The organism is Roseobacter sinensis, from assembly GCF_025755255.1.
In the GTDB taxonomy this organism is placed as follows: domain Bacteria; phylum Pseudomonadota; class Alphaproteobacteria; order Rhodobacterales; family Rhodobacteraceae; genus Roseobacter; species Roseobacter sinensis.
In genome coordinates this window covers 1-21,175 of record NZ_JALIEB010000030.1, presented here as the reverse complement: position 1 = coordinate 21,175, position 21,175 = coordinate 1, and the positions used below count along the sequence as shown (strand labels likewise).

Sequence of the window (21,175 nt, the reverse complement as noted above, 5' to 3'; positions counted from 1 at the left end):
GTTGATCTGGTACCGAAATGTCAAGCGAGACACTTGTGTATGACGTCGCGAACTCGGCCAATGCGGCGCCACCTTGTGATTGGCGAAGGCCGTTCCGCAGTTCAATCGGACATGCCCGCACTGGATTTCCGTAAAATCAGATAACTTGGGACAGGCTACTTCGATGGTTTTCAGAACGAACCGCGCTTTTCCCATGATTTTGGCGGCTTCGTTGATAGAACACGTTTGACATGCCAACCACGTCTTTCGACAGGTTGGCAATACAGCCAGCTTCGATGGTCACTCCTGACATGCGCGCAAGAAAACCAAGTTGGGGTCATTCAAGCACTCAGGCGGGAAGATCAGTTGATCCGACGTGCTGTCGTTCCCGTTCCATGCTTGATTCCAGTTCGAAAGATCATGCACTCTCTCGATCCGAAGCCATTTCGTCGATTGTTCTCGGTAGACGACATCTGACCAAATCCATGATGCTTCGAATGCAATTCGTAGATCCAAAGACTCTTTATACAAACACGAGAAACTGTCTTTGATGCCGCTAGGGCCGCTGATCGGGTCGTTCAACTCGTTAGATGCGCTCGGCTCTGGCGTGACTACTTTAGGGTCTTATGGGAGAGGGGTGTCGCCATTGGTCTTGCCCCCTGAAACTGGTCCGATCTGGCTGCGAAATTTTGGGTACATTTCTGACAACAGAAGCGTGTACCGATGCCGAAGAAACGATTTGGCGATGAGCAGATTGCCTTTGCGTTGAGGCAGGCAGACGCCGGAACGACGGTCGGCGAGATCTGCCGGAGTTGAAGCGTTAAGCGACTGATCCGGTGGATCAATCGTCGCGCATAACGGTATCGCGGAAGCGACGTTCTATCGCTGGAGTGCGGAGGATAAGACATCGATCCAGTGAATCGATTTCCCGACGAGCGGTCTATGCCGGGGTGGGCGTGTCGGAGATCCGTCGGTTGAAACAGCTTGAAGACGAGAACAGCAGGCTGAAGCGGCTCGTGGCTGATCTGACGTTGGACAAGACCATGGTGAGCCAATGGAACGCCAATGGTCCGAGAGACATTGGCGAACGGATGCGCTGCGAAAGTGAGACATCGAACGCCACTGGTTCGAGAGAGGTGCAGAACGGTGAAGCCCGTCCGCCGTCGTGAAGTTGTCCGGCACTATCAACATGTCTTCGAGGTATCGGAGCGCCGGGCATGCCGAACCATGGGCTTCTGGCGGGCTTCCCACAGATATCAATCCAGGCGCGACCCGGCAGTGGAGCTGCGGATGCACCTGAAGGAACTGGTCGAGAGCCGCGTGCGGTATGGATACCGTCGTCTGCATATCTTGCTGGAGCGCGAAGGCTGGCAGATGAACCACAAGCGCCTGTACCGGCTATGCTGCGAGGAAGGCTTGGATCCGCACCCGGAGCCCGAAACGGCGCCGTGCCTGCCGGTATCGATCCGGTCGATCGGAGGCTGGTGGCATGAACGATGTCTGGGGTGAGCCGTTGTGTCGCCATGTGTTCAAGACCAATTGCGAACGGACTTCTTGTCGGATCGTCTGTTCGACGAAAACCATTCCGCATTCTGACCATCGTCGACTGCTTTACGAGAGAGGCTCTCGCGACGACCGCGAGGACAAGATTCCGGGCATATCAGGTCATCGACGAGCTGGATCGTCTGGCACACATCAGAGGCAAGCCACGGAGTATTCGGGTCGACAATAGCCCGGAGTTCGCTGGTCGGCTGCTCGACCAATGGGCCTATCTGAGCAAGGTCGAGCTGGACTTCTCCCGGTCCGGAAAACCAATGGACAACACCCATATCGAGGCATCTAACAGTCTCCTTCGCCAGGAACGCCTGAACGCGTCTTGGTTCATGTCCATGGAAGATGACCGGGTCCGGATCAACAACTGGAGAACCGATTACAACGAAACTAGGCCGCAGTCATCGCTCGGAAACTTGACGCCGAGCGAGTTTGCGGCCCAACTGAACGAGGCCCGAAAGGTCGCATGAAGACCGGACCAGAAATAGGGTGAGATCCAGCTTGAAGCTGGTGAACAGGCAACATTGGTTGTAACCATCCCAACGGCACTAGAAAATGAGGTTCGGTATGCGCTGTGCGCAACCTTAGAGGATTACACAGGCTGGACCACAATCCGGCATGAGCGAATACAACTCCACGAGTTCTCAACGATCTGGCAAGAGCTGGATGGTACGGACGGTCCATTCGACACTATCGGGCTCGCGAATACTCGCACTCTTAATAGGTTTTGAAGATTGGCCGGGAACTCTCGCGCGCACTCCGAACGTCGGCTTTGTAGATCGCGGTGGCAGCATCGCGACACCGCGACGGATGACCGCTTAGGGCCGTCCTTTCGATTCTGCAGCTTATGCGTCGTCTCAATAGGTGCAATACTTGCGCATTTTTTCCCCTGCGGATCTCGTGAGGCAGGTGTTCATGCAAACGTGAGTTGTCCTTGTCCAATGGCGCATTACGATTTCAGCACAACGGAGTTTAAGTGATGCCAAAGATTGATCGTCGTAGTTTTATGGCAGGAGCAACGGCACTTTTTGCCCAGCCAAGCATTGCACAGACGAACTCTTGGCAGGGCGTTGCACAAGTAGCTCGTGCGTTCGATCAGTGCCATGCCATTGTTGTCTGGCAGGGCGGCCAAGAGGTTCTTGCCGACGTCTTTCGCGGGCCCGCTATCGGCCGTGCCGTACCTGTCAAATCGGTGTCCAAGACCATTGTCGCCGCGCTGACAGGTGCGGCCTTAGATCGCGGCGAGATCCCGTCACTCGAAGCCACGCTCGCGCAGGTGGCACCGCAGCTTATCCCGTCTGCCGCTGATCCACGCGTCGGCGAGATCACTATCGAAGATCTTGTGACAATGCAGGCGGGCTTGGAACGCACGTCAGGCGCAAACTATAGCGGCTGGGTAAGCAGCAGCAATTGGGTTGCGAATGCCCTGACAAGGCCGATGGTTTCTGAGCCAGGCACCGGCATGCACTACTCCACAGGATCGTTTCACGTTCTGGGGGCCGTTCTCTCGGAAACATCGGGTGAAAGCTTGCTGTCGCTGGCGCGGGCGCGCCTCGGGCGACCGCTTGGTATCGACATCCCTGCGTGGACGCGCGACCCACAGGGTCGCTACCTTGGTGGGAACGAAATGTCATTGAGCATGCGGGATATGGTGCGCTTTGGCGAAATGTATCGGCAAGACGGCCGTTGGAGTGGTGGGCAGGTTCTCAGCAGCGACTGGGTGAGACGCTCTTTTGCACCCCGGACACGGTCGCAATTCTCGGGGCTCGCTTATGGCTACGGCTGGTTTCTGGGGCGTGCAGGCCAAGACGCCTATGCCTTGGCACGTGGTTACGGTGGTCAGATCATTTGTCTTGTCCCGAGCCTTAGGCTGACAATTGCAATCACCTCAGATCCAACAAGACCCGCACGCAGCGGCGGCTATTTCGGCGACCTGATGCGGTTGATCGAAAACGAAATCATCCCGACCGCCCGCATTCAGGCTAGCTAACTTTGAAAACAACGCAGAGGACCTGACATGTTACGATTTCTGGATTTGCTTTTGTGTTTTGACCCGTCATCCTCTCAGCCAATGCTCGGGATGCTCTGCGTGAGCCGGACACAATTGCCATTTGGCGTAATGCTTTGGCGCCCGGCACGGGCGATCCTGCGCAATTCCAGTTGGTGGGATTGCGACAACCAGCGCAATCTGGATCAGCACGGTTAGCTACAGGTCCAGCGGATTGGTGCGGCATTAAAAGATGAAGGTATTGTCTTTGATCGGGTCCTAACAAGTTGGTTGTGTCGCACCCGCGAAACAGCCACTTTGTTGGATAGCGGTTGTATCCTCGCTTTTTTCACCGTTGAATTCATTCTTTCAGGATGTCTCAACCCGCACGCGCCAGACCGTAGAGGTACGCGACCTTTTAGACACTACGAAAAGCAAATCGATGCTTGTCACCCATCGGGCCAACATTTCTGGTCTAACCGGCCAAGGTACGCGGCCTGGAGAGATTTTTGGTGCCGCGCTTCACAGATACTGGCCACAGCGTTTTCGGAAGCATCCTTATCGACCTGCAGGGGCCGCTCATGTCGCCAACATCCGCTCTGGGTAACGGCTGTACGGCGGCACTGGATTCCCTCGCCAAGGTCCGGTCCGGGCCGCTTAGAGTAATTTCACTTTGCATTGAATGGGTTTGGCAAAATGAGAAAGTGTAGCACATTAGCGCTAAGGTGTGAGAACTGCATTCTGCCGATTGGGGCGCTATGCGGCAGCGCGAAAGAGCAAGTTGAGATGGCTGAGAGCCCCAGCAACCATCGCAACTGACCATGGGTCAAAGTCGCGATTAACTCCCCCCTCCCGCAACCAAGTTAAGTCTTATACTACAATATATTGGTACCCTTCTGGGCGTCTTTTGCCTTTCTGTAGTACGTGCCTTGGACGCAGGTTGCGCAAAGTCACGATGTAGCGCCGTAGCAACACCCATCAAAAATTCGAACGGTTGGATTCGGCCTAGTACTTTCGCTGAACGATCCTGCAGTGTCGCCCGCCATAACCGCATTTGGTCGATTGACGGGTGGTAACCCGATGCTCAATCGAGGGGCGGCGCTTAGTCAGTAGCAGAGGCTGGGAGGGCAGGTCACTTGACCCAGCGGCAAGATCGGGCGAGCTTATGTCAAGCGTCAGGCCATCTGGGGAATGTCAGCTCTAGGTGCGATGTAGTTTCATTCAATTGATACGTCGCCTATTCGATCATTTAGGGAAGTCAAGAAATGAAGCAGTCCATCTTTGTAATCGTGTTTTCGGTTGTCGGTACGACAACGGCACATGCGGCCTCTGTTGGCCTTATAGGCAATGACACGTTCAACGTCTCCGCCAGCAGCATATTTGGCGGGACCCCTCCATTCGATATTGGAAGCGCAAGTGGGGCCGCACAATCCGTCGCTGGTGATTGCGACACCTTCTCACAGGATGGTTGCGATGTGATCTTCGTAGAACCGTCTACTGGCTTTCACATTGGTATTGATTTTATCGACGGAGACACGTTCGATTTGTCAATCTTTGCTCAGAATGTGGACTTGTTCGAGGAATACGACATCACGGTTGTGTTGAGCAGTCTGAACTTTCTCAGCACCATTGACAGCTCACCCGTGGCAATTGATGCGGTCACATTCCTGCCTGACGGGCGCGGTTTCTCTGATTTCTTACAGAACTCGGGTAACCCGGATGGCGTTGCGACCTTCGATGAGCCGTCGATATCCTTCGCCGATGACTCGATTTCTATCACGCTGTTGTCATATTAGGGTCAGCTTTTTGGCGACGCCGCTGCCTTGCGATTTGATGTGTCGGGCGGCGCGGTGTCTGTGCCAGTTGTACCGCTTCCCGCGAGCTCTCCAATGCTCGCATTAGCCTTAGGCGGTGCGGGTTTTCTGATCCGTCGAAAACGCCGCTCGGCTGGTTGATCGGGGCGGGTAAACTGGCCGGGGTGAGCCACAACCGTCTGGTTTCCTCATCCCCTCTTGATTCATCTCGGCAGCAATTCGCTTTGATGACTTACCGGCTGCGTAGTCTCGAAAGACCTGCCGGGTCTACGAAGCCTCATAGTCGTTGATCTTAGGGTCACCCCTGACGCGCTCACCGTTGGGAGAGAATTGTTTGACGAAATCATAGCCGCAGGACTTGCCGCCACCCGACTTGCCCATCTCCACGCGCCCTCGAAGCCCACGACGGGTCTTGTCCGAGACCCGCATATTGCGTGCTCCATCTTCGCTGCGCGGTGCATCGATGGCCGGTTACACCGCCGCATGGCAGCGATGAGGTTATGCAAATGCGGGTCTCGGACAAACTAACAATCCGCTGCGTTTGAGCGGGGAGCAGATGTGGTGCACTCTGCAGAACCTCAGTCCACGCTGCACGCGATTTACACACTTGCGGCGGCTCTTAGGAATCCCTCACATCCACCCTAACGTCCATCGACAAAACGTCGGCGGATCTACCGTGGAAGCTGCCGCTCACTGGGGCAACCTGCTCGATCCTGCGCGCTACCGCGACAGGAATGAGGTTGGTGGAGCCAACCGATCTGTTGGTCGGGTCAAACGATATCCAGCCGGCCCCTGGAACGAAAACCTCGACCCAGGCATGCGTTGAGCCGGCGTCCGCGGAGCCAAGGTCGTCTCCGGACGGATTGAAGAGGTATCCCGAAACGATCCTCGCGCCGAAGCCAAGCGTCCGGACCGCTTCAGCATATAGAACGGCGAAATCGCGGCAGGAGCCCCACCCTCTGTCGAGGGTCTCCAGCGGCCCTTGAGTGCCCTCCGTCTCCCGACTTTGATAGGAAATCTGACCGGTGACGCCGTTGCTGATGTCCTTGAGCAGGGACAGCGTGTCGGTCGGTTGCCCCATAACGAAGTCCGTCACCCAGTGGGCCAGCCGCCCCGCATCATCCGCATACTGTGGCGTGGCCAATGCCCTGAGGTCGGTCTGGTGATCGGCGGTGTACTGAAACGGATAAGACGCCGCATCGGCGGCGATCGGGAAGACGGGCCAGACGGGCGCACGCAGATCCACCCGCGCGCGCGACCGGATCGAAAGCGCGTCCGTCATTCTGCCGAACCGCGCTGTCGCGATCGCGTTGCCGGCAACATCGTGAGACCAATCGATGCGGGCTTCGGGACTGATCTCCAGCTCGAAAGATGTCAGGCTGAGATCTCGGGTCTCCCGCGGACGCAGCATCAGTCTGTGCGCCCCGAGTGAAACAGCGGTGCGATACCGATAGCGAGTCGTGTGCGTGAGGGTGACCGATGGCATCGGCGAGACCTACGACAAACGACCGCCGGAACGTCGGCGCCCATGTCCGCAACCCTCGGAGATTGCAGCGCGCCAGACGGAAGATCCCTTGCAACGCGAACATATCCGCTCGCCGAACCCCTCGCTCCAGAACGGCGACCTGCACCTCAGACAGACGCGCTCGGCGGCAACGTCGGCCGCTGCCCTCAAAATCTGGATTTCCGCGTCCGCTGATGTCATTGTCACTTGCGCTCCTCACGCTTCCGCAGCCGCTCCATGTCTCCAATGGCCCGCCTGATCAGTTTCTGTATGAATTCATCGCAGGCCGCCGGTGTTGCCGAATATCGTTCGAGAAGGCACCGCCACTTCTCCATAACCTCGACCCATGTTCGCGCCGGTTCCGCCAACATCTGGTCTTCGAGACTGCCGAGGTACGGTTGCGCCGAGGATACCAAAGACGGGGCGTCGTTCGCAGGTCGCCGCCGCATTTCCGTCTCATGTCGGCTCGCCTCGGTCCTACGACCGTCAAGATCGATCGGGTCATCCGTCACGGCAATGCTCCCAAAGCCCCACCATGGCCCGCTTGCGGTCGGACGTGGTGCCGTACTGCGGAGCTGCAGGTCATTCTCCGATGCCCGGGCGCCCGCTTCCAGCGCGCGATCCGGTGTCATACGTCTTGGTCTCCTTGCGTGGCGCGGCGGCGTTGCAGGTTTCCCGTGCGCCTTCCTGGCCGACTTGGGGCCGAGCCGAATAGAGGTCACGAAGCTCGGACTCGCCCACCCCGTCAGCCTGCATGACAAGACGGATCATCGGGTCGGCCAGCATCTCTTCAAGGAAGTGATCCGTCAAAGCCTTGTCGGTAAGCTTGTCTTTGGCCGCTGCATTCTCAAGTTCGGCGAGCGGCACGGTGAGCGTTCGGCCGAGCCCGGGGTGCGAGGCGCGCGGATGGAGGTGCACGAGAACGGACGACGTCCAGGTGCCCGGTTCGATCCGGTCCACGGGCGCGCGCAGCTGGGTCTCGATCTCGTATTCGCCGGGTGGCAGGGTCTCGTTAAAACTCGGAAGCTGGAACGGTCGGAGAAATACGGCGGTCGTCTTGATCAAGGCGGTCATCTCAATTCTCCTGGATGGTTTCAGACTACGAAGTCCCGACAGACAGGCGGACCAACAATCCCGCTGGCGAGCCGAGGACGGACAGGCCGACAAGAACCGGCGTTGACACGCCCCTGCCTAGTTTCGAGAACCGGACGGAGCCTCGACGGGGTCGTCTTTGACATCCCATGTCCAGACGTCGAACTGCGTCAGTGTATTCGGCCCGAATGTCTGGGTTAGAGGCACGTCGGCGGCGTCCCGGCCGCGCGCTATCAGGATCCTCCCCATGCGCGGGCTGTTGTTTCTTGGATCGAAGACCCACCAGCGGCCGCCCAGAAAGACCTCAATCCAGGCCGCGAAATCGTCAGGCGGATGAGGCGTCGGTTGACCGAACTCGCTCAAGTAGCCGGTGCAATAGCGCGCCGGGATGTTCATGCAGCGGCATAGGGCGATGGCGAGATGGGCGAAGTCCCGGCAGACGCCCTGTCCTCCAGCCAGCGTCTCGGACGCCGTGCGGGTGGCGCTCGCCTCCATGTAGTCGAACGAAACAGAGGAACGCACGAAATCACAGATCGCCTGAACACGCGCCCAACCCAAAGTCGTGGTCTCGAAAAGGCGCCAGGCCTCTTCCGACAGAAGATCGGTATCGCAGTATCGACTGCCCAGAAGATAGCCCAACCTGTCGCAGGGCAGGTCCTGAACGGCGTGCTGCGCGGCATCGGGTGCGGTCGGATCGGGCCGTCCGGTGTCGCGGAATATCCCGTCGGTGGACAGGGTAAAGTCCCCCGCCGGGGCCACCATCCGCGTGCACCAGTTGCCGAACCCGTCGCGATAGCTTTCCAGCGGCACGCTCGGCTGCGTCACGAGATAGTCGGCGCGCTCCAGATCGCCGAATCGCGAATAGTGCACGTTCAGCATGGCTATGATGGGTGTCGGCTGGGTCAGCTGGTAACGCAGGCGACAGCCTATCCGCATCCGTACACCGGACGTCTCGGCCGGGCGCAATCTGGGGGCGCTATCGTCCAAGAATGCACTCCCCGTCTGACAGTTGAAAACTGCGGTCGCAGCGCCAACGGTTTCCGGATCGGTCGAGATGGGCGTTCGCAGGCAGGTCGATTGCGACGCAGGCGCTTTCCGCCGCCGCAAAGCCCCGTTCGCAGCGCCATCCCGGACCGTAGGAATCCTGGTCCAGAAAGGCGTTCGCGGGAAGCGCCACGGGATCGCAGCGGCCACCGGTTTCGAAGAAGCCCCTTTCACAGACCCATTCGGCGCCATGGCCGGCATTGGTGAGATAGCCGTTTTCGGGCACCGCAATCGGAACGCAGGCGCCCGCCGACGTTGTGAAACCGCGGTCGCACGCCCATCCGGCCCCCGAAGTGTCGGCCGTGAGGTATCCGTGTTCCGGAAGGACAATCGGAACGCATGTCTCCCGATCCTGCTGATATCCGCGATCGCATTGCCAGTCGAAGCCCGACGATCGCAAAAAGGCGTTCTCAGGCACAGGTATCGCCACGCAGGAGACACCGTCTACTTCTTCATATCCACGTTTGCACGCCCAGCCCGAACCATAGGATTGCCCTGTCGCATAGGCGCTTTCCGGGATGTCGATGGCAACGCACTCCGCGCCATCCACCCGGTAGCCGAGCCTGCAGTCCCAACCGCCGCCATAGCTCCGCGCCTCTGCGTTTTCGGGCATTGGTCCGCTGCCGTCCTGCGCCAGCACTGGAAACGCCACAAAGGCGATCATACTGGCCACGGCGATTACGGCCCGCCTGAATCGGGGCCGAGGCAGTGCAGGCGCTGTCGCCGCCATGAAACTGCTCATCCTTCGTCCGCCGCAGTTTCCGGCTGCTCGGGCAACCCATCGACATCAAGCGATGCCAGACAGGCCTGCGCGATGTCGCGGTCTGGCGCCTCTGCACCCGGCACGGTCGCCCAGCCGGCCTCCATCAGGGCATCCCGGCGCCGGAATGTCGACGCGTCCCGGATCGTCGCAAGCTTCGCGGCGCGGTCGGGATCGGTCCGGGCCATGTCGACGCAGACCGGTACCATGGCCGCAACGACATCGTCATGGGCCATCGCCATCGCCCTGTCTTGTGCTGTTCCACCCGTCACCCAGCCGCCCCAAGTGAAGCCCACGATTCCGACGACAGCGGCGCCAATTACGGCCCCGTAGATGCCGGGCTTGATCGATTCGGGAATGTTCATGAAATTTCCTCCTGCGGAGAAAGCGCCGCGTCGCTGTGAAAGCTTGTCCGGGTCGCAGTCAGCTGCCGGTCCAGCGCCTTCTTCCGCGTCAGGCCCGAAGAAGCCTGCGGCGGGCCGTCAAGCGGCCATCCATTCCGGGCGTCGCGACGACCGGCGGCGCCGACGCCGCCCATTCTTCGCTCCCGGAGCGTCTCCGATCCCTTCCCAGGCACGGCCACCGGCGATTTCGACGGGCATGCCGAGCACTTTCTCGATGGCCTTGAGCTCCGACACTTCGTCGGCGGCGCAGAACGCGACCGCGCGTCCATCGCGGCCGGCACGGGCGGTGCGCCCGATCCGGTGCACGTAATTTTCCGGTACGTTTGGCAGATCGTAATTGTAGACATGGCCCACGCCGGGAATGTCGATGCCGCGTGCCGCGACATCCGTCGCGACGAGGACGCGAACCGAACCGTTCCTAAAGGCGGCGATGGCCCGGTCACGTTGTCCCTGGCTCTTGTTGCCGTGGATCGAGGTCGCCGCGAAACCGGCCCGGTCGAGGTGTTTCATGAGCCGATCGGCTCCATGCTTCGTGCGCGAGAAGACCAGCGCGCGGTCGTCGCGGTGCCCGTTCAGAAGGTCGATCAGCAGAGCCTGCTTCCGGTCCTTGGCGACGAAATGCACGCTGTGGGTGACCTTGTCGGCGACCTTGCCCGGCGGCGACACCTCCACGCGGATGGGCTTGTCCAGGTAGTGGCGGGACAGTTCCGCCATCGCCTTCGGCATCGTGGCCGAGAACATCATGGTTTGGCGGTTCTTACCCAGCATCGGTGCGATGCGGCGCAGTGCATGGACGAAACCGATGTCGAGCATCTGGTCGGCCTCGTCGAGGACGAGAAACCTTGTCTTGCCGAGATCGACGGCCCGGCGATCCATAAGGTCGATCAGCCGGCCCGGCGTTGCCACGAGGATATCCGTGCCGCGGGCGAGCTCTCGAGCCTGGGCGTTGATCGACTTTCCGCCCACGACAAGCGTGATCCTGAGATCGGCCGTCAGCCCCTGAAGGCTCTGGACGATCTGACCGGCCAGTTCCCGCGTCGGCGCAAGAATGAGCCCGTGCGCGGTCTTCGGCAGGGCCCTTTCCTCGGCTTTGGAAAGTGCGACGACCAGCGGAATGCCAAATGCGGCGGTCTTGCCCGTGCCCGTCTGTGCGATCCCGAGGATGTCTCGGCTTCGCAGCGCATGAGGGATGGCCTTCGCCTGAATCGGCGTAGGTTCGATCAGTCCGAGGCTCTCAAGCCGCGAGACCATGCGGGCGTTCAGCCCGAGTTCATTGAAGTTCATGTCAATCCTTGTCCGGATAGGAGTCCGGTAATGCCGACGAGCACTGTTGTTTTCGTGCGGCGGGGGTGCGCCCGAGGCAACTGCCCACGACACCGAATTGCGCCGAGAGCCACCCTGAGCGGCGTCGCCCCTACGTGATGTGGGAAAACAGTACGTCACAGCCGGGGGCGGCCTTTAAGCCGCCTGCTCACGCGGCAGAACGATGACGTATACCTCAATTGGGGTCTGTCTAGAGCTTTGTCAATGGCGAACACAGCCGGACGATCAAGAGGGCAACAAGATCCAGTCCATCGTTGCTCGGACAGCGTTAAGGGTTCAGTGTGCTTTGCACCCCGACATTTTCGGCGACATCGTTCTAGGAGCTTTACCCTGACGGCGCGAGCGGCCGATTGTTATCGGACTTCGGGTCAGGGAGATCGGGATCGGTCTGCGTTGTTCGTTGTCCCGAGTAGAGATGGCGCAACTGCGCTTCGGACACCCCATCGGCCCGCATAACGAGTTGCACCATCGGATCCGCCAGCATCTCTTCGAAAAAGACTTCTGACACCTGTTTCCCGGTGAGCTTATCCCTCGCGCAGACTTTGTCAAAATCCATCAACGAAACCAACAGACTGCGCTTCAACCCCGGATGGGACACACGCGGAGGCAGGTGGATCATCACGGAAGCCTTCCAGGCCTCGGGGTCTCGATGATCCGGGGGAGAGGCAAGCTCGGTCTCGATATCGTACTCACCCGCAGGAAGAGTTTGATCGAAGCCGGGCATCTTGAACGGCCGATCAAAGACCACAACGCTTTTGGTCAATGTGTCATCCATGTTGGTGTGTCCTTTCATTGAAGTGGTCCGGGCGCGACAGCGAGTAAAGCGTCGTGCAGGGCTCGGTTCAGGGTACCTTGGGACTTGAGGCCCCCGGTTTTCCGCAACCCCGTCTGAAGCGTTGATCTCTGGCCAAACATGACGGTGCTGGGTGGCCGCGTAGGTCACTCGGGCTTACACCAGCCTCAAGAGTGGTCGGGGTCCGGAGTCTTTGTAAACTCCATTTTCTGGCAGCGCGTGACGTACGACTTTTTCGACATCGGGCGCGCTCATCGCCCGCATGAGTGCACTGTAGTTCATTTCCATTTTTATCTCGGATCCGACCGATACATGGGCCTTGCCTGTGTCGACGACAGTGTGGTCGCTTGTCGCGTCGATGAACCCGATCCCTGAAGGAAACACCAAACCGCTCGCGTCCGTGTCCTGCCGCCCAAGGGCAAGGACGGAGCGATTTATCTGGCCTACATTCGAAACCAACTCGAGCTTCCCATACTCCAGTGGACTCGGTCTCGTCGGCATTGCGCTCGGTTTGAGTCTTGCTTCGATCACTTCGGCAAAAAGGGCAAATGCATCTGTATGAAGGCCGTCGATCGGTTGTCCCGAAACGGGATCAATGCCCAACAGGATCGCCTCGCCCAGACGCAAATTGTTGATCCGCCCGGTCGATCCATCGCCAAGCGCCCAGGCCAAATTGGCCGAGCCGCCACCAGACACAAGGACTGCATAAGGCCCACATTCGCCGTCGACCTGATCGGCCAGTCGCGAGAGCAAGGCCATGTCGTTGGCGGTCGGTGCCACGTTGCCCATGCAGGCGAAGTTTGCGGCGATCCCCTTAAGGGCAAGGCCCGGCGTTGCAACGACCAGCGCCGCAGCATTGATGAGGTCCTCGGGCATGATGCCGTCGCGCAAATCCCCCATTTCGACAGTCAAGATGACATGGTGTTCTGTACCCTCGTCTCGCGCGTGGGAGCCGAGTTTCCGGATCGTGCTCTTCTCCGTATTGTAGCTCGCGTCACAGTATCTGATGACCTCTTTTGCCTCTTCGACCATTGGAGCGCGTATCATCGAAATGGGGCATCCGATCCCTGCTGCCCGCATCCGAATGACATTGCTGAGGCGTGATTCAGCAAGGCCGACAACGCCCCCGGTCAACATGGCCTCGGCCACGTCGGGATGCCCGCAGACCGCCTTGGTCACACCGGTGACAGTGAGCCCACGCGCGCCAAGACGACGGATGAGGCATCGTGCATTTTGAGTGATCTTGCCAAGATCGATCTCGACACGTGGCGTGGTCATTCCGCGGCCACGAGAGGTACGGTGCGCAGTTGAGGGAAGGCTGCCAGAACCATGTCGATCAAGTGCGAGTCTGGCCGGGTCAATGCGTCTGTCACAGGAATTCCAAGATCGTGAGAATACGTTTCGATTGCCAAGTCGACCTCGGCGTCCGTCATCGCCTCGTGATTGATCGTCAGGCCGACAATCCGAGTATCGGCAAAGGCTTCGATGAGAAGGATTTCGCTTTTTGGGTCTGGCATCGGGAAGTTGGGAAAGTCGCACCTGTGCGGACGCCTTGGCGCGTGCTGAAGAATGACACCCTGCGGTTGGCTGCCCCGCAGAATGAATGCAGAGGTGCAAAACGCCGGATGGCTGAGAGCCCCCTGGCCTTCGATCAGAATGACGTGCGGGTCCTCGCCATCGCAAGCCTCCACAATCACGCGCTCAAGTTCCCCGCAGCAAAATTGCGGTGGCACGGCGTCCAACGCAATCCCGTATTTGGCGCCCTGCATCAGGCCCGTCTGTCCCGTGCCCACGAGCACAGTCTTGATGCCACGGTTGTTCAGTGCCTTTGCAAGGACGGTCGCCGTTGTACGTTTCCCGATTGCGCAATCGGTTCCCAGCACCGCGATGCGGACCGCCTTCACCCGTGCGATGCTTCCGTCAAACAGGCGCATATCCTTGCTGGGCCGAGGTTTGCGTATGTCGCGGATCGTCACCTTGGCGGCTTTGGCGGCCGATGCGATCTCGGGATCATCGGATAGGAATTCGTGCAGACCACTGACGATGTTCATCCCGCGTGCGATCGCATTCAAAATGACCTTTCGATCTGACGGCGACAGCTTGCCGGTCGACGGCGCCATCCCATAGATCAGCGTATCGGGCATGTTTGTTTCGCTGTTCACAGCAGCCTCAATGTCTTCAAGAATGGGCACCCCATTGCTGACATTATCCAGAACCTGCCCGCTGTCGCGCTTGGCACACGTGCTGTCGATCACTGAAAGGATACGGTAGGCTTGTGAGTGACGGACGAGCCCGTTTGCGGTTTTGCCGTCGATCCGTCCGAAGTTTCCCTCGCAGTAGACAATTGCAGTAGGCGCCTCAATGTTCAGGATATCACTGGCGCGAGATTGGTCAGGTGGAGCTTGCGGGCCCATGACCGAAAGCCTTGTCGTCGGTTTTTCTGCATTGTTCGGTCCCATGAATTTCCCTTTTCCACGTGGTTCTTTGCGCGTCCGATTAGGTGACCCGTTCGGGTTTGTGGACTGCGCTCTCGTCCGGATCGCATGCGCTCATCCTTCAGAACGCAGCCCCGTGACGATCGCTGAAAATTACGGTGGCATTTCCACCGGTTTCCCGATCTGTCGAGATGCGCCTTGTCCGGAAGGTCGATCTTGGTGCAGCCATCATCAGAGGCTGCAAAGCCTCGACTGCACTAGGATGCAATCGTGCGGTACCATTCGGCGTAGCCGATGACCGCTCGGAGCGTTTACGACTCATCAAGGTCAAGCCCTTCCATAGACGCTTGCGCCAGTTCGCGGTTCGGACCCGCAGAGCCTGGCATTGTCGCGCAGCCCGTTTCCATGACGGCGTCGCGCCGTTCGAACGACGATGCCTCCCGGATCGTCGCGAGCTTGGCAATGCGTTCATTGTCGGTGCGGGACATGTCGAGGCAGAATGAGACGAAGGCCGCGATAACTCTGTCCTCGGCCATCTCGCTTGCCATCGTCTCGGCGCTGCTTCCGGTCACCCATCATCCCCAAGAGAATCCAACGATTCCGACAAACGCCGCGCCAATCAGTACGCCGTAGGTGCCGGGTTTCAGCCATTCAGGTGGCGTCATGTCGTGTCCTCCAGCGGGGAAAGCGCCGCTTCGCTGTTACTTGTGGTTTCAGAAACGGCCCGGTCACATGCAATTGCATGCTCCAGATCCTCCTTAGTGGTCATTTGCATCGTCGTTTGACCCGCATTGCGCCCTCGCCCCAGGACCATCAGGTATGTCACGGTGCGCCGGTAAGCCTCGAAGCTCAGTCCTTGTAGAAGCTCTTCCTCGATGACAACTTCATATGTGCCGGCCGGAAGCTCCCGCTGGCTGTCGCCAATCGTGAACTCGTTGGAAAACGTCACCGTTGACCTGGTCGAACGCGTGAGCATCCCGGCTCTCCATTGAATAGAATGCTGGACTTTCCGCCGCCGCCACTGTGGCACGCGCCTAAAAGAATGCCTCGTCGCAACCAGGCAGTTGAGTACACACTATGCGAACCTTCGGAGTACGATGCTGATCGAGGTTAGCCCCGGTCGGGCTCTTCGCTGTCACGATGGCAGGCAATGCCGATCCGCGGCTTCAAACACCTGCGCGCAACTCTTCGGTTCAGTCTCACGCCGAAAGGAAACCCATGTCCGCCTCAGACGTCCTTCATCCGGATGGCAGCGACTACGATGCCTTCCTCTTCGCGGAAGTGGGTGAGGACAGAACCGGTTCAGCTGTTACGGTCTTGTCAGCGCTTGCGCGCCTTGACCTCGAGCCTTGGACCGAGGCGCGTGAGCTTTCACGTCTGGGCCCGAAGGACGCGCAAGTCCGACTGACGATGCATTTTTTGGCGATTACCGACATTCCGGCGCTGGCGCTGGCAAGCGAGAGCAGAGCGGTAAAGCTGGTTTCATTGCTGCCGAGGCCCGCATCGCTTCGTGTTTCGAAATCACTCGGAACAGGCACCAACAGTTTTCCAAAGCTTTCGATGTCTTGGACAATGATTGCCTTCGTTGGAATCGTGCTTCTAACGTGGTTCTTCTATCTGGCTCAGACGGGCTAACCTACGTCAGTGCGATGGCGCAGAGAGTCCGGATAGGTGAACCTGTCCACCGCAAGTCATGGTGGCATTTTCCGAGTAGCTCAGAGGCGCGGGACAAATGCAGTTCCAGAAAATCACTGCATGCATTTTGCGCCTCTTTTCCTCGGACCTTCCAAGGAAAGGGCAATTCCATGAGTGAAGAAAACCAAACCCAGGAAAACCAGACCGTGAAACACATGGCCTCCGTCAAGGCTGCCTGGGACAAGGCACCCGAAGGCCCCAAGAAGGCAGCCGCGCTGAAGCACTACCAGGCTGCCGAACGGGCGCATGATGCGGAAAACGACGAAGAGGCGCATGAGGAACTCAAGCAAGCAAGCCGCGCCTTGATGTGATGCCGTAAGTGCGATGTGATCTTGGGCCGTCCGAAGACAGACCTCGGGCGGCCGTCTCAGGACAAGAGAGGTCGCGCGTGATCCAGATACGCGGGATCGAAATCGGCCACTGCCACCAAACCGTCGTAATGGTCAAACACCACCACACCGTCTCGAAAGGTGACGAGCCCGTCTTCCCGAAGCTTGCGCAACACGCGGTTAACATGGATGGCGCTCAACCCCAAGGCGTCGGCCAGATGATACTGCGTGAGCGGGCATGCGTATCCTTCCCTGCTGCCCATCCCAACCAATGACAGCCTTACACCAAGCTCCAGCAGAAAGTGCGCCATGCGGGCGTCCGCATCGCGCCTCCCCAGCCCCACCAGGTGTTCCACAACCATGGCTTCGTCGCGTGACACCGCCCAAAGGATCGCGGTTGCGAGCCGTGGCGTCTCTGCGAAGGCTTGCAGAAGGTCGCTGACCATGACTTCGGCCGCCTCGATTTCGACAATCGGCTCGATGCCGTGATCGGAGGTGTGCAGAAGAACGCTGCGCAGCCCAAGAAAATCCCCCGGTATTTGGAAATCAACGATCTGGCGCGATCCGTCAGGCTGGATCTTGTAAGAGACGACCCAGCCGGCTGCCAGAATGTACGCCGCCTGTTCCGATTGACCTTGATGCACAAGGTCACGCCCTGCGGAGAAGGATTTCCGTCGCTCATGCAACCGCTCCAGCACGCCAAGTTCTGAAGCCGAAAGCTTGACGAACGCGGAGAGCTTTCGGGTGAGCGGGCTGGTTTCAATTTTCATAACTGATCCCTTTCGAACCGGCGAATGCGCCAAGAAGAATTCTCCATAGAGACTGCTTTCGATCAGTGCGGCAGACAGAAAGCACTATGACAGTGTCAAAGAACACTACGACCTCGCCCATTCGCGATGCGACGAACAGAGGAGGAATGCTACGATGCCAGACCGGCAAGACCCCGCGGGCATGGCTGCCCTCTCGATTTGCGAGGCCTTGCTGCTTGCCCTTCAAGATCGCAACGTGCTTCCGGATCGCGAAATCGTCGGTATTCTACGCGATGCTGCGGAAACTCACGAAAACGCAGACGGCTCGGAATCGGAGCGGCAATTGCATGCCGCAACCGCCGATCTGATCAACGAAATCCTCGAAGAAGGAAACCTGACACGCCACACCTAAGGCTGTTTGGGCGAACCTTAAGTCGTGCGATGCGCCTGTCAGTCCTGTGACGGATCGAACGGCTTGGTCCCCGATACGGGGCCCTCGTCAGTTTTGGGCGTTGATTTCGTTTCTTTTTCTTGCAAGGCCTTTTTGTCGGCGGCCTCTTTCTTTGCCAGGTCGTTGAACGACATGTCGGCATTCCTTTACGAGCCACCGGGGTACCCGGCAGCTCGCTAGCCTTAGAAGGTCGATGCCTCTTTGGCAAAGAAAATATGGCGCGTGGGCCAGGGCGCACCTTGTAATTCTTCCGGGTCGGCACCACCTTTAAAACGCTACTGGCCTCCATTCGACTCTCTGTTTTCCTTCACCGGCTCACAGCGCTCGACAGTGTCGTGAGAAGCCGGCCTGCCGCATGCCGCGGGCAGCGATCAAAAAAAGGAAAATTCACATGGCCAATGGCACAGTGAAGTGGTTCAACACCACAAAAGGCTTCGGCTTCATCGCACCGGAATCGGGTGGAAAAGATGTGTTCGTGCACATTTCCGCACTCGAGCGTGCGGGTATGACGACCTTGAACGACGACCAAAAAGTGACTTTCGATGTCGAGCCTGGCCGCGACGGCCGCGAAAGTGCGACAAACATCGCGCTTGCCTGAACCTTGCAAGGGGGCGCTCCTGTGGGCTGCCCCATCGTCATGACCAAGCCCGCCATGACGACCCAACCGCAATGCGATTCCTCGGAATGGTCACGCCTCATTGCGCCATACCGCACACCGAACCCGGCCCGAAGTCTGTTTGAGCTGTTCGTGACAGTTGCGCCGTTTGTCGCGATTTGGGCCTTGGCTTGGTGGTTGCTGTCGGTCAGCACGGTGCTAGCGGTCATTTTGGCATTGGGGAACGCGGCCTTCTTGTTTCGTCTTTTCATGATCCAGCACGACTGTGGCCACGGGTCCTTATTTCAGAGCCGGCGCGCCTGCGACTGGTTGGGACGTGTCATCGGCGTGGTGACGCTGACTCCCTATGATGTCTGGCGCAAGAACCACTCGATTCACCATGCGACAATCGGCAATCTGGACCGTCGAGGCATTGGCGATCTACCGACGCTGACTGTCCAGGAATACCGGGAAAGAGGGTGGGTCGGCCGGATCTTGTATCGCCTTGTGCGTAATCCCGTCTTCCTGTTCGGGGTGGTGCCGTTTTACACCTTCTTCCTCCAGAACCGGCTGCCGGTCGGTTTGATGCGATCAGGATGGCACTATTGGATCAGTGCGCTCGCGACAAATGTTGCGATCGCGATAGTCTTGGCGACCCTCGTCTGGTTCGGCGGTTGGCATGTTCTATCGTTCGTGTTTCTTCCGACGATGCTCCTCGCCGCGATGGCCGGTATGTGGTTCTTCTACGTTCAGCACCAATTCGAGGAAACCAGCTGGCAGCGAGACGAGGGTTGGAACGTTCAGGAAGCAGCCCTAGAGGGCAGTTCGCACTATGCACTGCCCGGAATTCTGCGCTGGATCACCGGGAACATCGGCGCCCACCATGTTCATCACCTGGCCAGCCGCATCCCGTTCTACCGTCTTCCCGAGGTCCTTCGGGACCACGACGCGCTTGCGAATTCAAACCGTGTGACTCTGCGGGAAAGCCTGGGTTGCGCGCGCCTCGCTCTCTGGGACGAATCCAGAGGGCGGCTGGTGACATTCGCCGAGGCGCGGCAGTTGCCGGATTGATCCGGAATCGCAACCACCTTGCCAACCACCATATTCGGAGAAAACCATCATGGCGCGTTTCAACACGGAAGGTCGAACGGCCACAGGTCGCGACCTCTTCAAAGACAAGAAGAGAAAGAAGGTGGCGGAACGATTGTCGGAGACACCGGCAGCGGTTCGTTTGGGCGAACACGGCCGGTACCAGATCAAGTCTGGGCTCCTGTCCGGGGAATACGTGGCCCGGGCTTTTCCGAAACCGCCAACGAACGCCCGCGGGGTGATCGCAGAAGCCACAGGCGCGACGGAGGAGGCCGCGATCGCCGCCTTGCACGATGTCATCGAAGCACGGGAAATCCGCAGAACCGACGATCGTCGGGCCGAACCGACAACGGGTTTTGCAATTCCGAGCACCGAGGAATTTTTCGAAGCGGTTGCCCAGATCGCCCTTTCGCGCCCGCAGCGCGCGATGCTGGCGGCGTTGGCTCTAGCTGACGATGATGGATTGTCGGAGAGGCGCCTGGCAAGCGCCGCCGGTTATAAATCGAACGCCTCAGCCAATCGCGCCCTGGCGTCCGCTGGGCTGTTGATCGCCAGTTACCTTTCCCTGGAAGCAACTCCTGACGCTGCGACCAGCGAACACAACGGGACGAAGTTTCTGGGTTACAGAGGCAAGCAACGGAACGATGAAGACCCGGGAAACTGGATTCTGCACACTGAATTGCGCGAAGCGATTAGGACTGCCGGATGACCGACATCGCCGGAAGGCTGGATGCGAAGCCTGACGGAACAACGACAAGGCCCAAACTGAAGGAGGTGTGTCGGAACGTATCGGTCGGGTTGGCCGTACCAAGCTTCAAGCGCACTATGCCTCCGAAAACGGCCGCAGGTATCGCGAAATCGCGCGATCGAAACATGAATACGATCTGCACACGCTGTCATGTAAACACCTGAAAATGATCGCTAATCGCCACCATCCATCACGGGGACGACGCGGAGATAGTCGACGAGTTGCCACTTTGAAAGGGCTTCCGACCTCTGTGCACAGCTCAGCATCAGCTAGATATGCTCACAAGCGCCGATAGCGTGCGCGCAAATCGCACTTTCCGTTGGCGTCGAAAACCGGGCGTTTGACGTTGCTCGTACAATCGCACTGTCAGCACGGTGTTGATGACTGTGCGCGGAGGAAGGATCGGAGGCGTATTATGCCAACAGTCCAACTTCCCGCCGTCACCCCAAAAACGCAAGGCTGGGAACAAGGGGCGCATCATTGGTCAGAAACGTCCACTGCTGCCAAAACAGGTCTGGGCAATCCGCGCGCGGCTCGAGCTTGCGGGCAATCTTCGGGACTTGGTCTTATTCAACGTCGCTATCGACAGCAAACTGCGGGGACGCGATCTGGTACGGCTCGCCGTCGCGGATCTCGTAAAGAACGATCTCGTCCGCGACTGGGTAACGGCAATCGGGTTGGAGCCGAGTGGATATGGCACACATTCGCTTCGCCGCTCTAGGGTCTGTTGAGATTCACTTTGAGTTCAGGAGGGCTGCGCGCGTTCCTCTCTTCGACAATCCAATTGCTGTCGAAGGCCTTGTCCGCCAGCAGAGTGTCGAACGAAAGGCCTT

Annotated in this window: 23 protein-coding genes and 2 pseudogenes; 10 read left to right on the top strand and 15 right to left on the bottom strand. The window is 58.8% G+C overall.

What is annotated here, in order from left to right:
• The first annotated feature begins 702 nt into the window (after positions 1-702).
• The 4 genes and pseudogenes from MUB52_RS22380 (at position 703) to MUB52_RS24140 (ending at position 5,472) form a co-directional block, all read left to right on the top strand.
• Positions 703-2,000 (top strand): annotated as a pseudogene (locus tag MUB52_RS22380) (IS3 family transposase).
• 509 nt (positions 2,001-2,509) lie between these two features.
• Complete coding sequence (locus MUB52_RS22375) at positions 2,510-3,520, top strand: serine hydrolase domain-containing protein (protein ID WP_263846379.1); 1,011 nt, start codon at positions 2,510-2,512, stop codon at positions 3,518-3,520.
• A 1,262-nt stretch (positions 3,521-4,782) separates the two neighbouring features.
• Positions 4,783-5,313 (top strand): hypothetical protein, encoded by a 531-nt coding sequence (locus MUB52_RS22370; RefSeq protein WP_263846378.1) that lies wholly within the window; start codon positions 4,783-4,785, stop codon positions 5,311-5,313.
• A 39-nt stretch (positions 5,314-5,352) separates the two neighbouring features.
• Positions 5,353-5,472, top strand: coding sequence for a VPLPA-CTERM sorting domain-containing protein (locus MUB52_RS24140; RefSeq protein ID WP_404818266.1), 120 nt, complete (start codon positions 5,353-5,355; stop codon positions 5,470-5,472).
• Here the strand turns inward: MUB52_RS24140 and MUB52_RS24030 are convergent.
• From MUB52_RS24030 to MUB52_RS22310, 13 genes and pseudogenes are all read right to left on the bottom strand, one after another.
• A pseudogene (locus MUB52_RS24030) lies at positions 5,422-5,583 on the bottom strand (hypothetical protein); the annotation flags it as partial. The gene MUB52_RS24140 and the pseudogene MUB52_RS24030 overlap by 51 nt on opposite strands.
• Positions 5,584-5,950: 367 nt before the next feature.
• Positions 5,951-6,817, bottom strand: a complete 867-nt coding sequence (locus tag MUB52_RS22365; protein ID WP_263846377.1) for a transglutaminase family protein — start codon at positions 6,815-6,817, stop codon at positions 5,951-5,953.
• A 221-nt stretch (positions 6,818-7,038) separates the two neighbouring features.
• Entirely contained in the window at positions 7,039-7,347 is a 309-nt protein-coding gene (locus MUB52_RS22360) for a hypothetical protein (protein WP_263846376.1), read from the bottom strand.
• 70 nt (positions 7,348-7,417) lie between these two features.
• The gene (locus MUB52_RS22355) at positions 7,418-7,909 is read right to left on the bottom strand and encodes a hypothetical protein (RefSeq protein WP_263846375.1); all 492 of its coding nucleotides are present in this window, start codon (positions 7,907-7,909) and stop codon (positions 7,418-7,420) included.
• A 117-nt stretch (positions 7,910-8,026) separates the two neighbouring features.
• On the bottom strand, positions 8,027-8,863 hold the full coding sequence (locus MUB52_RS22350) for a transglutaminase-like domain-containing protein (RefSeq protein ID WP_404818265.1): 837 nt from the start codon (positions 8,861-8,863) through the stop codon (positions 8,027-8,029).
• Between the two features lie 40 nt (positions 8,864-8,903).
• Positions 8,904-9,644 carry a hypothetical protein gene (locus tag MUB52_RS22345; protein WP_263846373.1) on the bottom strand — a complete coding sequence of 247 codons (741 nt, stop codon included), beginning with the start codon at positions 9,642-9,644 and terminating at the stop codon, positions 8,904-8,906.
• A 65-nt stretch (positions 9,645-9,709) separates the two neighbouring features.
• Complete coding sequence (locus MUB52_RS22340) at positions 9,710-10,096, bottom strand: hypothetical protein (protein ID WP_263846372.1); 387 nt, start codon at positions 10,094-10,096, stop codon at positions 9,710-9,712.
• A 117-nt stretch (positions 10,097-10,213) separates the two neighbouring features.
• Positions 10,214-11,419 carry a DEAD/DEAH box helicase gene (locus MUB52_RS22335; RefSeq protein ID WP_263846371.1) on the bottom strand — a complete coding sequence of 402 codons (1,206 nt, stop codon included), beginning with the start codon at positions 11,417-11,419 and terminating at the stop codon, positions 10,214-10,216.
• Positions 11,420-11,783: 364 nt separating this feature from the next.
• Positions 11,784-12,233 (bottom strand): hypothetical protein, encoded by a 450-nt coding sequence (locus MUB52_RS22330; protein ID WP_263846370.1) that lies wholly within the window; start codon positions 12,231-12,233, stop codon positions 11,784-11,786.
• Between the two features lie 174 nt (positions 12,234-12,407).
• On the bottom strand, positions 12,408-13,529 hold the full coding sequence (locus MUB52_RS22325; protein ID WP_263846369.1) for an alanine/ornithine racemase family PLP-dependent enzyme: 1,122 nt from the start codon (positions 13,527-13,529) through the stop codon (positions 12,408-12,410).
• Positions 13,526-14,710: a DUF1611 domain-containing protein gene (locus tag MUB52_RS22320; RefSeq protein WP_263846368.1), complete on the bottom strand. Its 1,185-nt coding sequence runs from the start codon at positions 14,708-14,710 to the stop codon at positions 13,526-13,528. Before MUB52_RS22320 ends, MUB52_RS22325 begins: the two co-directional genes overlap by 4 nt.
• Positions 14,711-14,997: 287 nt before the next feature.
• Complete coding sequence (locus MUB52_RS22315; protein WP_318527458.1) at positions 14,998-15,258, bottom strand: hypothetical protein; 261 nt, start codon at positions 15,256-15,258, stop codon at positions 14,998-15,000.
• Between the two features lie 89 nt (positions 15,259-15,347).
• Positions 15,348-15,662 (bottom strand): hypothetical protein, encoded by a 315-nt coding sequence (locus tag MUB52_RS22310; RefSeq protein WP_263846367.1) that lies wholly within the window; start codon positions 15,660-15,662, stop codon positions 15,348-15,350.
• A gap of 242 nt (positions 15,663-15,904) precedes the next feature.
• On the opposite strand from MUB52_RS22310, the gene MUB52_RS22305 reads away from it, so the two are divergent.
• Together MUB52_RS22305 and MUB52_RS22300 are read left to right on the top strand one after the other, a co-directional pair.
• A complete protein-coding gene (locus MUB52_RS22305; protein ID WP_263846366.1) occupies positions 15,905-16,321 on the top strand; it encodes a hypothetical protein in 417 nt (138 codons plus the stop codon).
• 170 nt (positions 16,322-16,491) lie between these two features.
• Positions 16,492-16,692, top strand: a complete 201-nt coding sequence (locus MUB52_RS22300) for a hypothetical protein (protein ID WP_263846365.1) — start codon at positions 16,492-16,494, stop codon at positions 16,690-16,692.
• A gap of 56 nt (positions 16,693-16,748) precedes the next feature.
• On the opposite strand, the gene MUB52_RS22295 is transcribed toward MUB52_RS22300, so the two are convergent.
• Positions 16,749-17,480: a Crp/Fnr family transcriptional regulator gene (locus tag MUB52_RS22295; RefSeq protein ID WP_263846364.1), complete on the bottom strand. Its 732-nt coding sequence runs from the start codon at positions 17,478-17,480 to the stop codon at positions 16,749-16,751.
• A gap of 154 nt (positions 17,481-17,634) precedes the next feature.
• Here MUB52_RS22295 and MUB52_RS22290 point away from each other — a divergent pair, with 154 nt between their 5' ends.
• Complete coding sequence (locus MUB52_RS22290; protein WP_263846363.1) at positions 17,635-17,871, top strand: hypothetical protein; 237 nt, start codon at positions 17,635-17,637, stop codon at positions 17,869-17,871.
• Between the two features lie 38 nt (positions 17,872-17,909).
• Here the strand turns inward: MUB52_RS22290 and MUB52_RS22285 are convergent, their stop codons facing one another.
• Positions 17,910-18,044: a hypothetical protein gene (locus MUB52_RS22285; RefSeq protein ID WP_263846362.1), complete on the bottom strand. Its 135-nt coding sequence runs from the start codon at positions 18,042-18,044 to the stop codon at positions 17,910-17,912.
• A gap of 257 nt (positions 18,045-18,301) precedes the next feature.
• Here MUB52_RS22285 and MUB52_RS22280 point away from each other — a divergent pair, with 257 nt between their 5' ends.
• The 3 genes from MUB52_RS22280 to MUB52_RS22270 are packed head-to-tail and all read left to right on the top strand — an operon-like array spanning position 18,302 to position 20,303.
• On the top strand, positions 18,302-18,508 hold the full coding sequence (locus tag MUB52_RS22280) for a cold-shock protein (RefSeq protein WP_263846361.1): 207 nt from the start codon (positions 18,302-18,304) through the stop codon (positions 18,506-18,508).
• A gap of 39 nt (positions 18,509-18,547) precedes the next feature.
• The gene (locus MUB52_RS22275) at positions 18,548-19,576 is read left to right on the top strand and encodes a fatty acid desaturase (RefSeq protein WP_263846360.1); all 1,029 of its coding nucleotides are present in this window, start codon (positions 18,548-18,550) and stop codon (positions 19,574-19,576) included.
• A gap of 49 nt (positions 19,577-19,625) precedes the next feature.
• The gene (locus tag MUB52_RS22270) at positions 19,626-20,303 is read left to right on the top strand and encodes a hypothetical protein (protein WP_263846359.1); all 678 of its coding nucleotides are present in this window, start codon (positions 19,626-19,628) and stop codon (positions 20,301-20,303) included.
• The last annotated feature ends 872 nt before the right edge of the window (positions 20,304-21,175 follow it).

Bases quoted from the DNA above. Each gene is read 5' to 3' on its own strand.
- MUB52_RS22375 (WP_263846379.1), top strand. From the start codon at position 2,510: ATGCCAAAGATTGATCGTCGTAGTTTTATGGCAGGAGCAACGGCACTT.
- MUB52_RS22370 (WP_263846378.1), top strand. From the start codon at position 4,783: ATGAAGCAGTCCATCTTTGTAATCGTGTTTTCGGTTGTCGGTACGACA.
- MUB52_RS22365 (WP_263846377.1), bottom strand. From the start codon at position 6,817: ATGCCATCGGTCACCCTCACGCACACGACTCGCTATCGGTATCGCACC.
- MUB52_RS22355 (WP_263846375.1), bottom strand. From the start codon at position 7,909: ATGACCGCCTTGATCAAGACGACCGCCGTATTTCTCCGACCGTTCCAG.
- MUB52_RS22350 (WP_404818265.1), bottom strand. From the start codon at position 8,863: ATGCGGATAGGCTGTCGCCTGCGTTACCAGCTGACCCAGCCGACACCC.
- MUB52_RS22340 (WP_263846372.1), bottom strand. From the start codon at position 10,096: ATGAACATTCCCGAATCGATCAAGCCCGGCATCTACGGGGCCGTAATT.
- MUB52_RS22335 (WP_263846371.1), bottom strand. From the start codon at position 11,419: ATGAACTTCAATGAACTCGGGCTGAACGCCCGCATGGTCTCGCGGCTT.
- MUB52_RS22330 (WP_263846370.1), bottom strand. From the start codon at position 12,233: ATGGATGACACATTGACCAAAAGCGTTGTGGTCTTTGATCGGCCGTTC.
- MUB52_RS22325 (WP_263846369.1), bottom strand. From the start codon at position 13,529: ATGACCACGCCACGTGTCGAGATCGATCTTGGCAAGATCACTCAAAAT.
- MUB52_RS22320 (WP_263846368.1), bottom strand. From the start codon at position 14,710: ATGGGACCGAACAATGCAGAAAAACCGACGACAAGGCTTTCGGTCATG.
- MUB52_RS22310 (WP_263846367.1), bottom strand. From the start codon at position 15,662: ATGCTCACGCGTTCGACCAGGTCAACGGTGACGTTTTCCAACGAGTTC.
- MUB52_RS22305 (WP_263846366.1), top strand. From the start codon at position 15,905: ATGTCCGCCTCAGACGTCCTTCATCCGGATGGCAGCGACTACGATGCC.
- MUB52_RS22300 (WP_263846365.1), top strand. From the start codon at position 16,492: ATGAGTGAAGAAAACCAAACCCAGGAAAACCAGACCGTGAAACACATG.
- MUB52_RS22295 (WP_263846364.1), bottom strand. From the start codon at position 17,480: ATGAAAATTGAAACCAGCCCGCTCACCCGAAAGCTCTCCGCGTTCGTC.
- MUB52_RS22290 (WP_263846363.1), top strand. From the start codon at position 17,635: ATGCCAGACCGGCAAGACCCCGCGGGCATGGCTGCCCTCTCGATTTGC.
- MUB52_RS22285 (WP_263846362.1), bottom strand. From the start codon at position 18,044: ATGTCGTTCAACGACCTGGCAAAGAAAGAGGCCGCCGACAAAAAGGCC.
- MUB52_RS22280 (WP_263846361.1), top strand. From the start codon at position 18,302: ATGGCCAATGGCACAGTGAAGTGGTTCAACACCACAAAAGGCTTCGGC.
- MUB52_RS22275 (WP_263846360.1), top strand. From the start codon at position 18,548: ATGACCAAGCCCGCCATGACGACCCAACCGCAATGCGATTCCTCGGAA.
- MUB52_RS22270 (WP_263846359.1), top strand. From the start codon at position 19,626: ATGGCGCGTTTCAACACGGAAGGTCGAACGGCCACAGGTCGCGACCTC.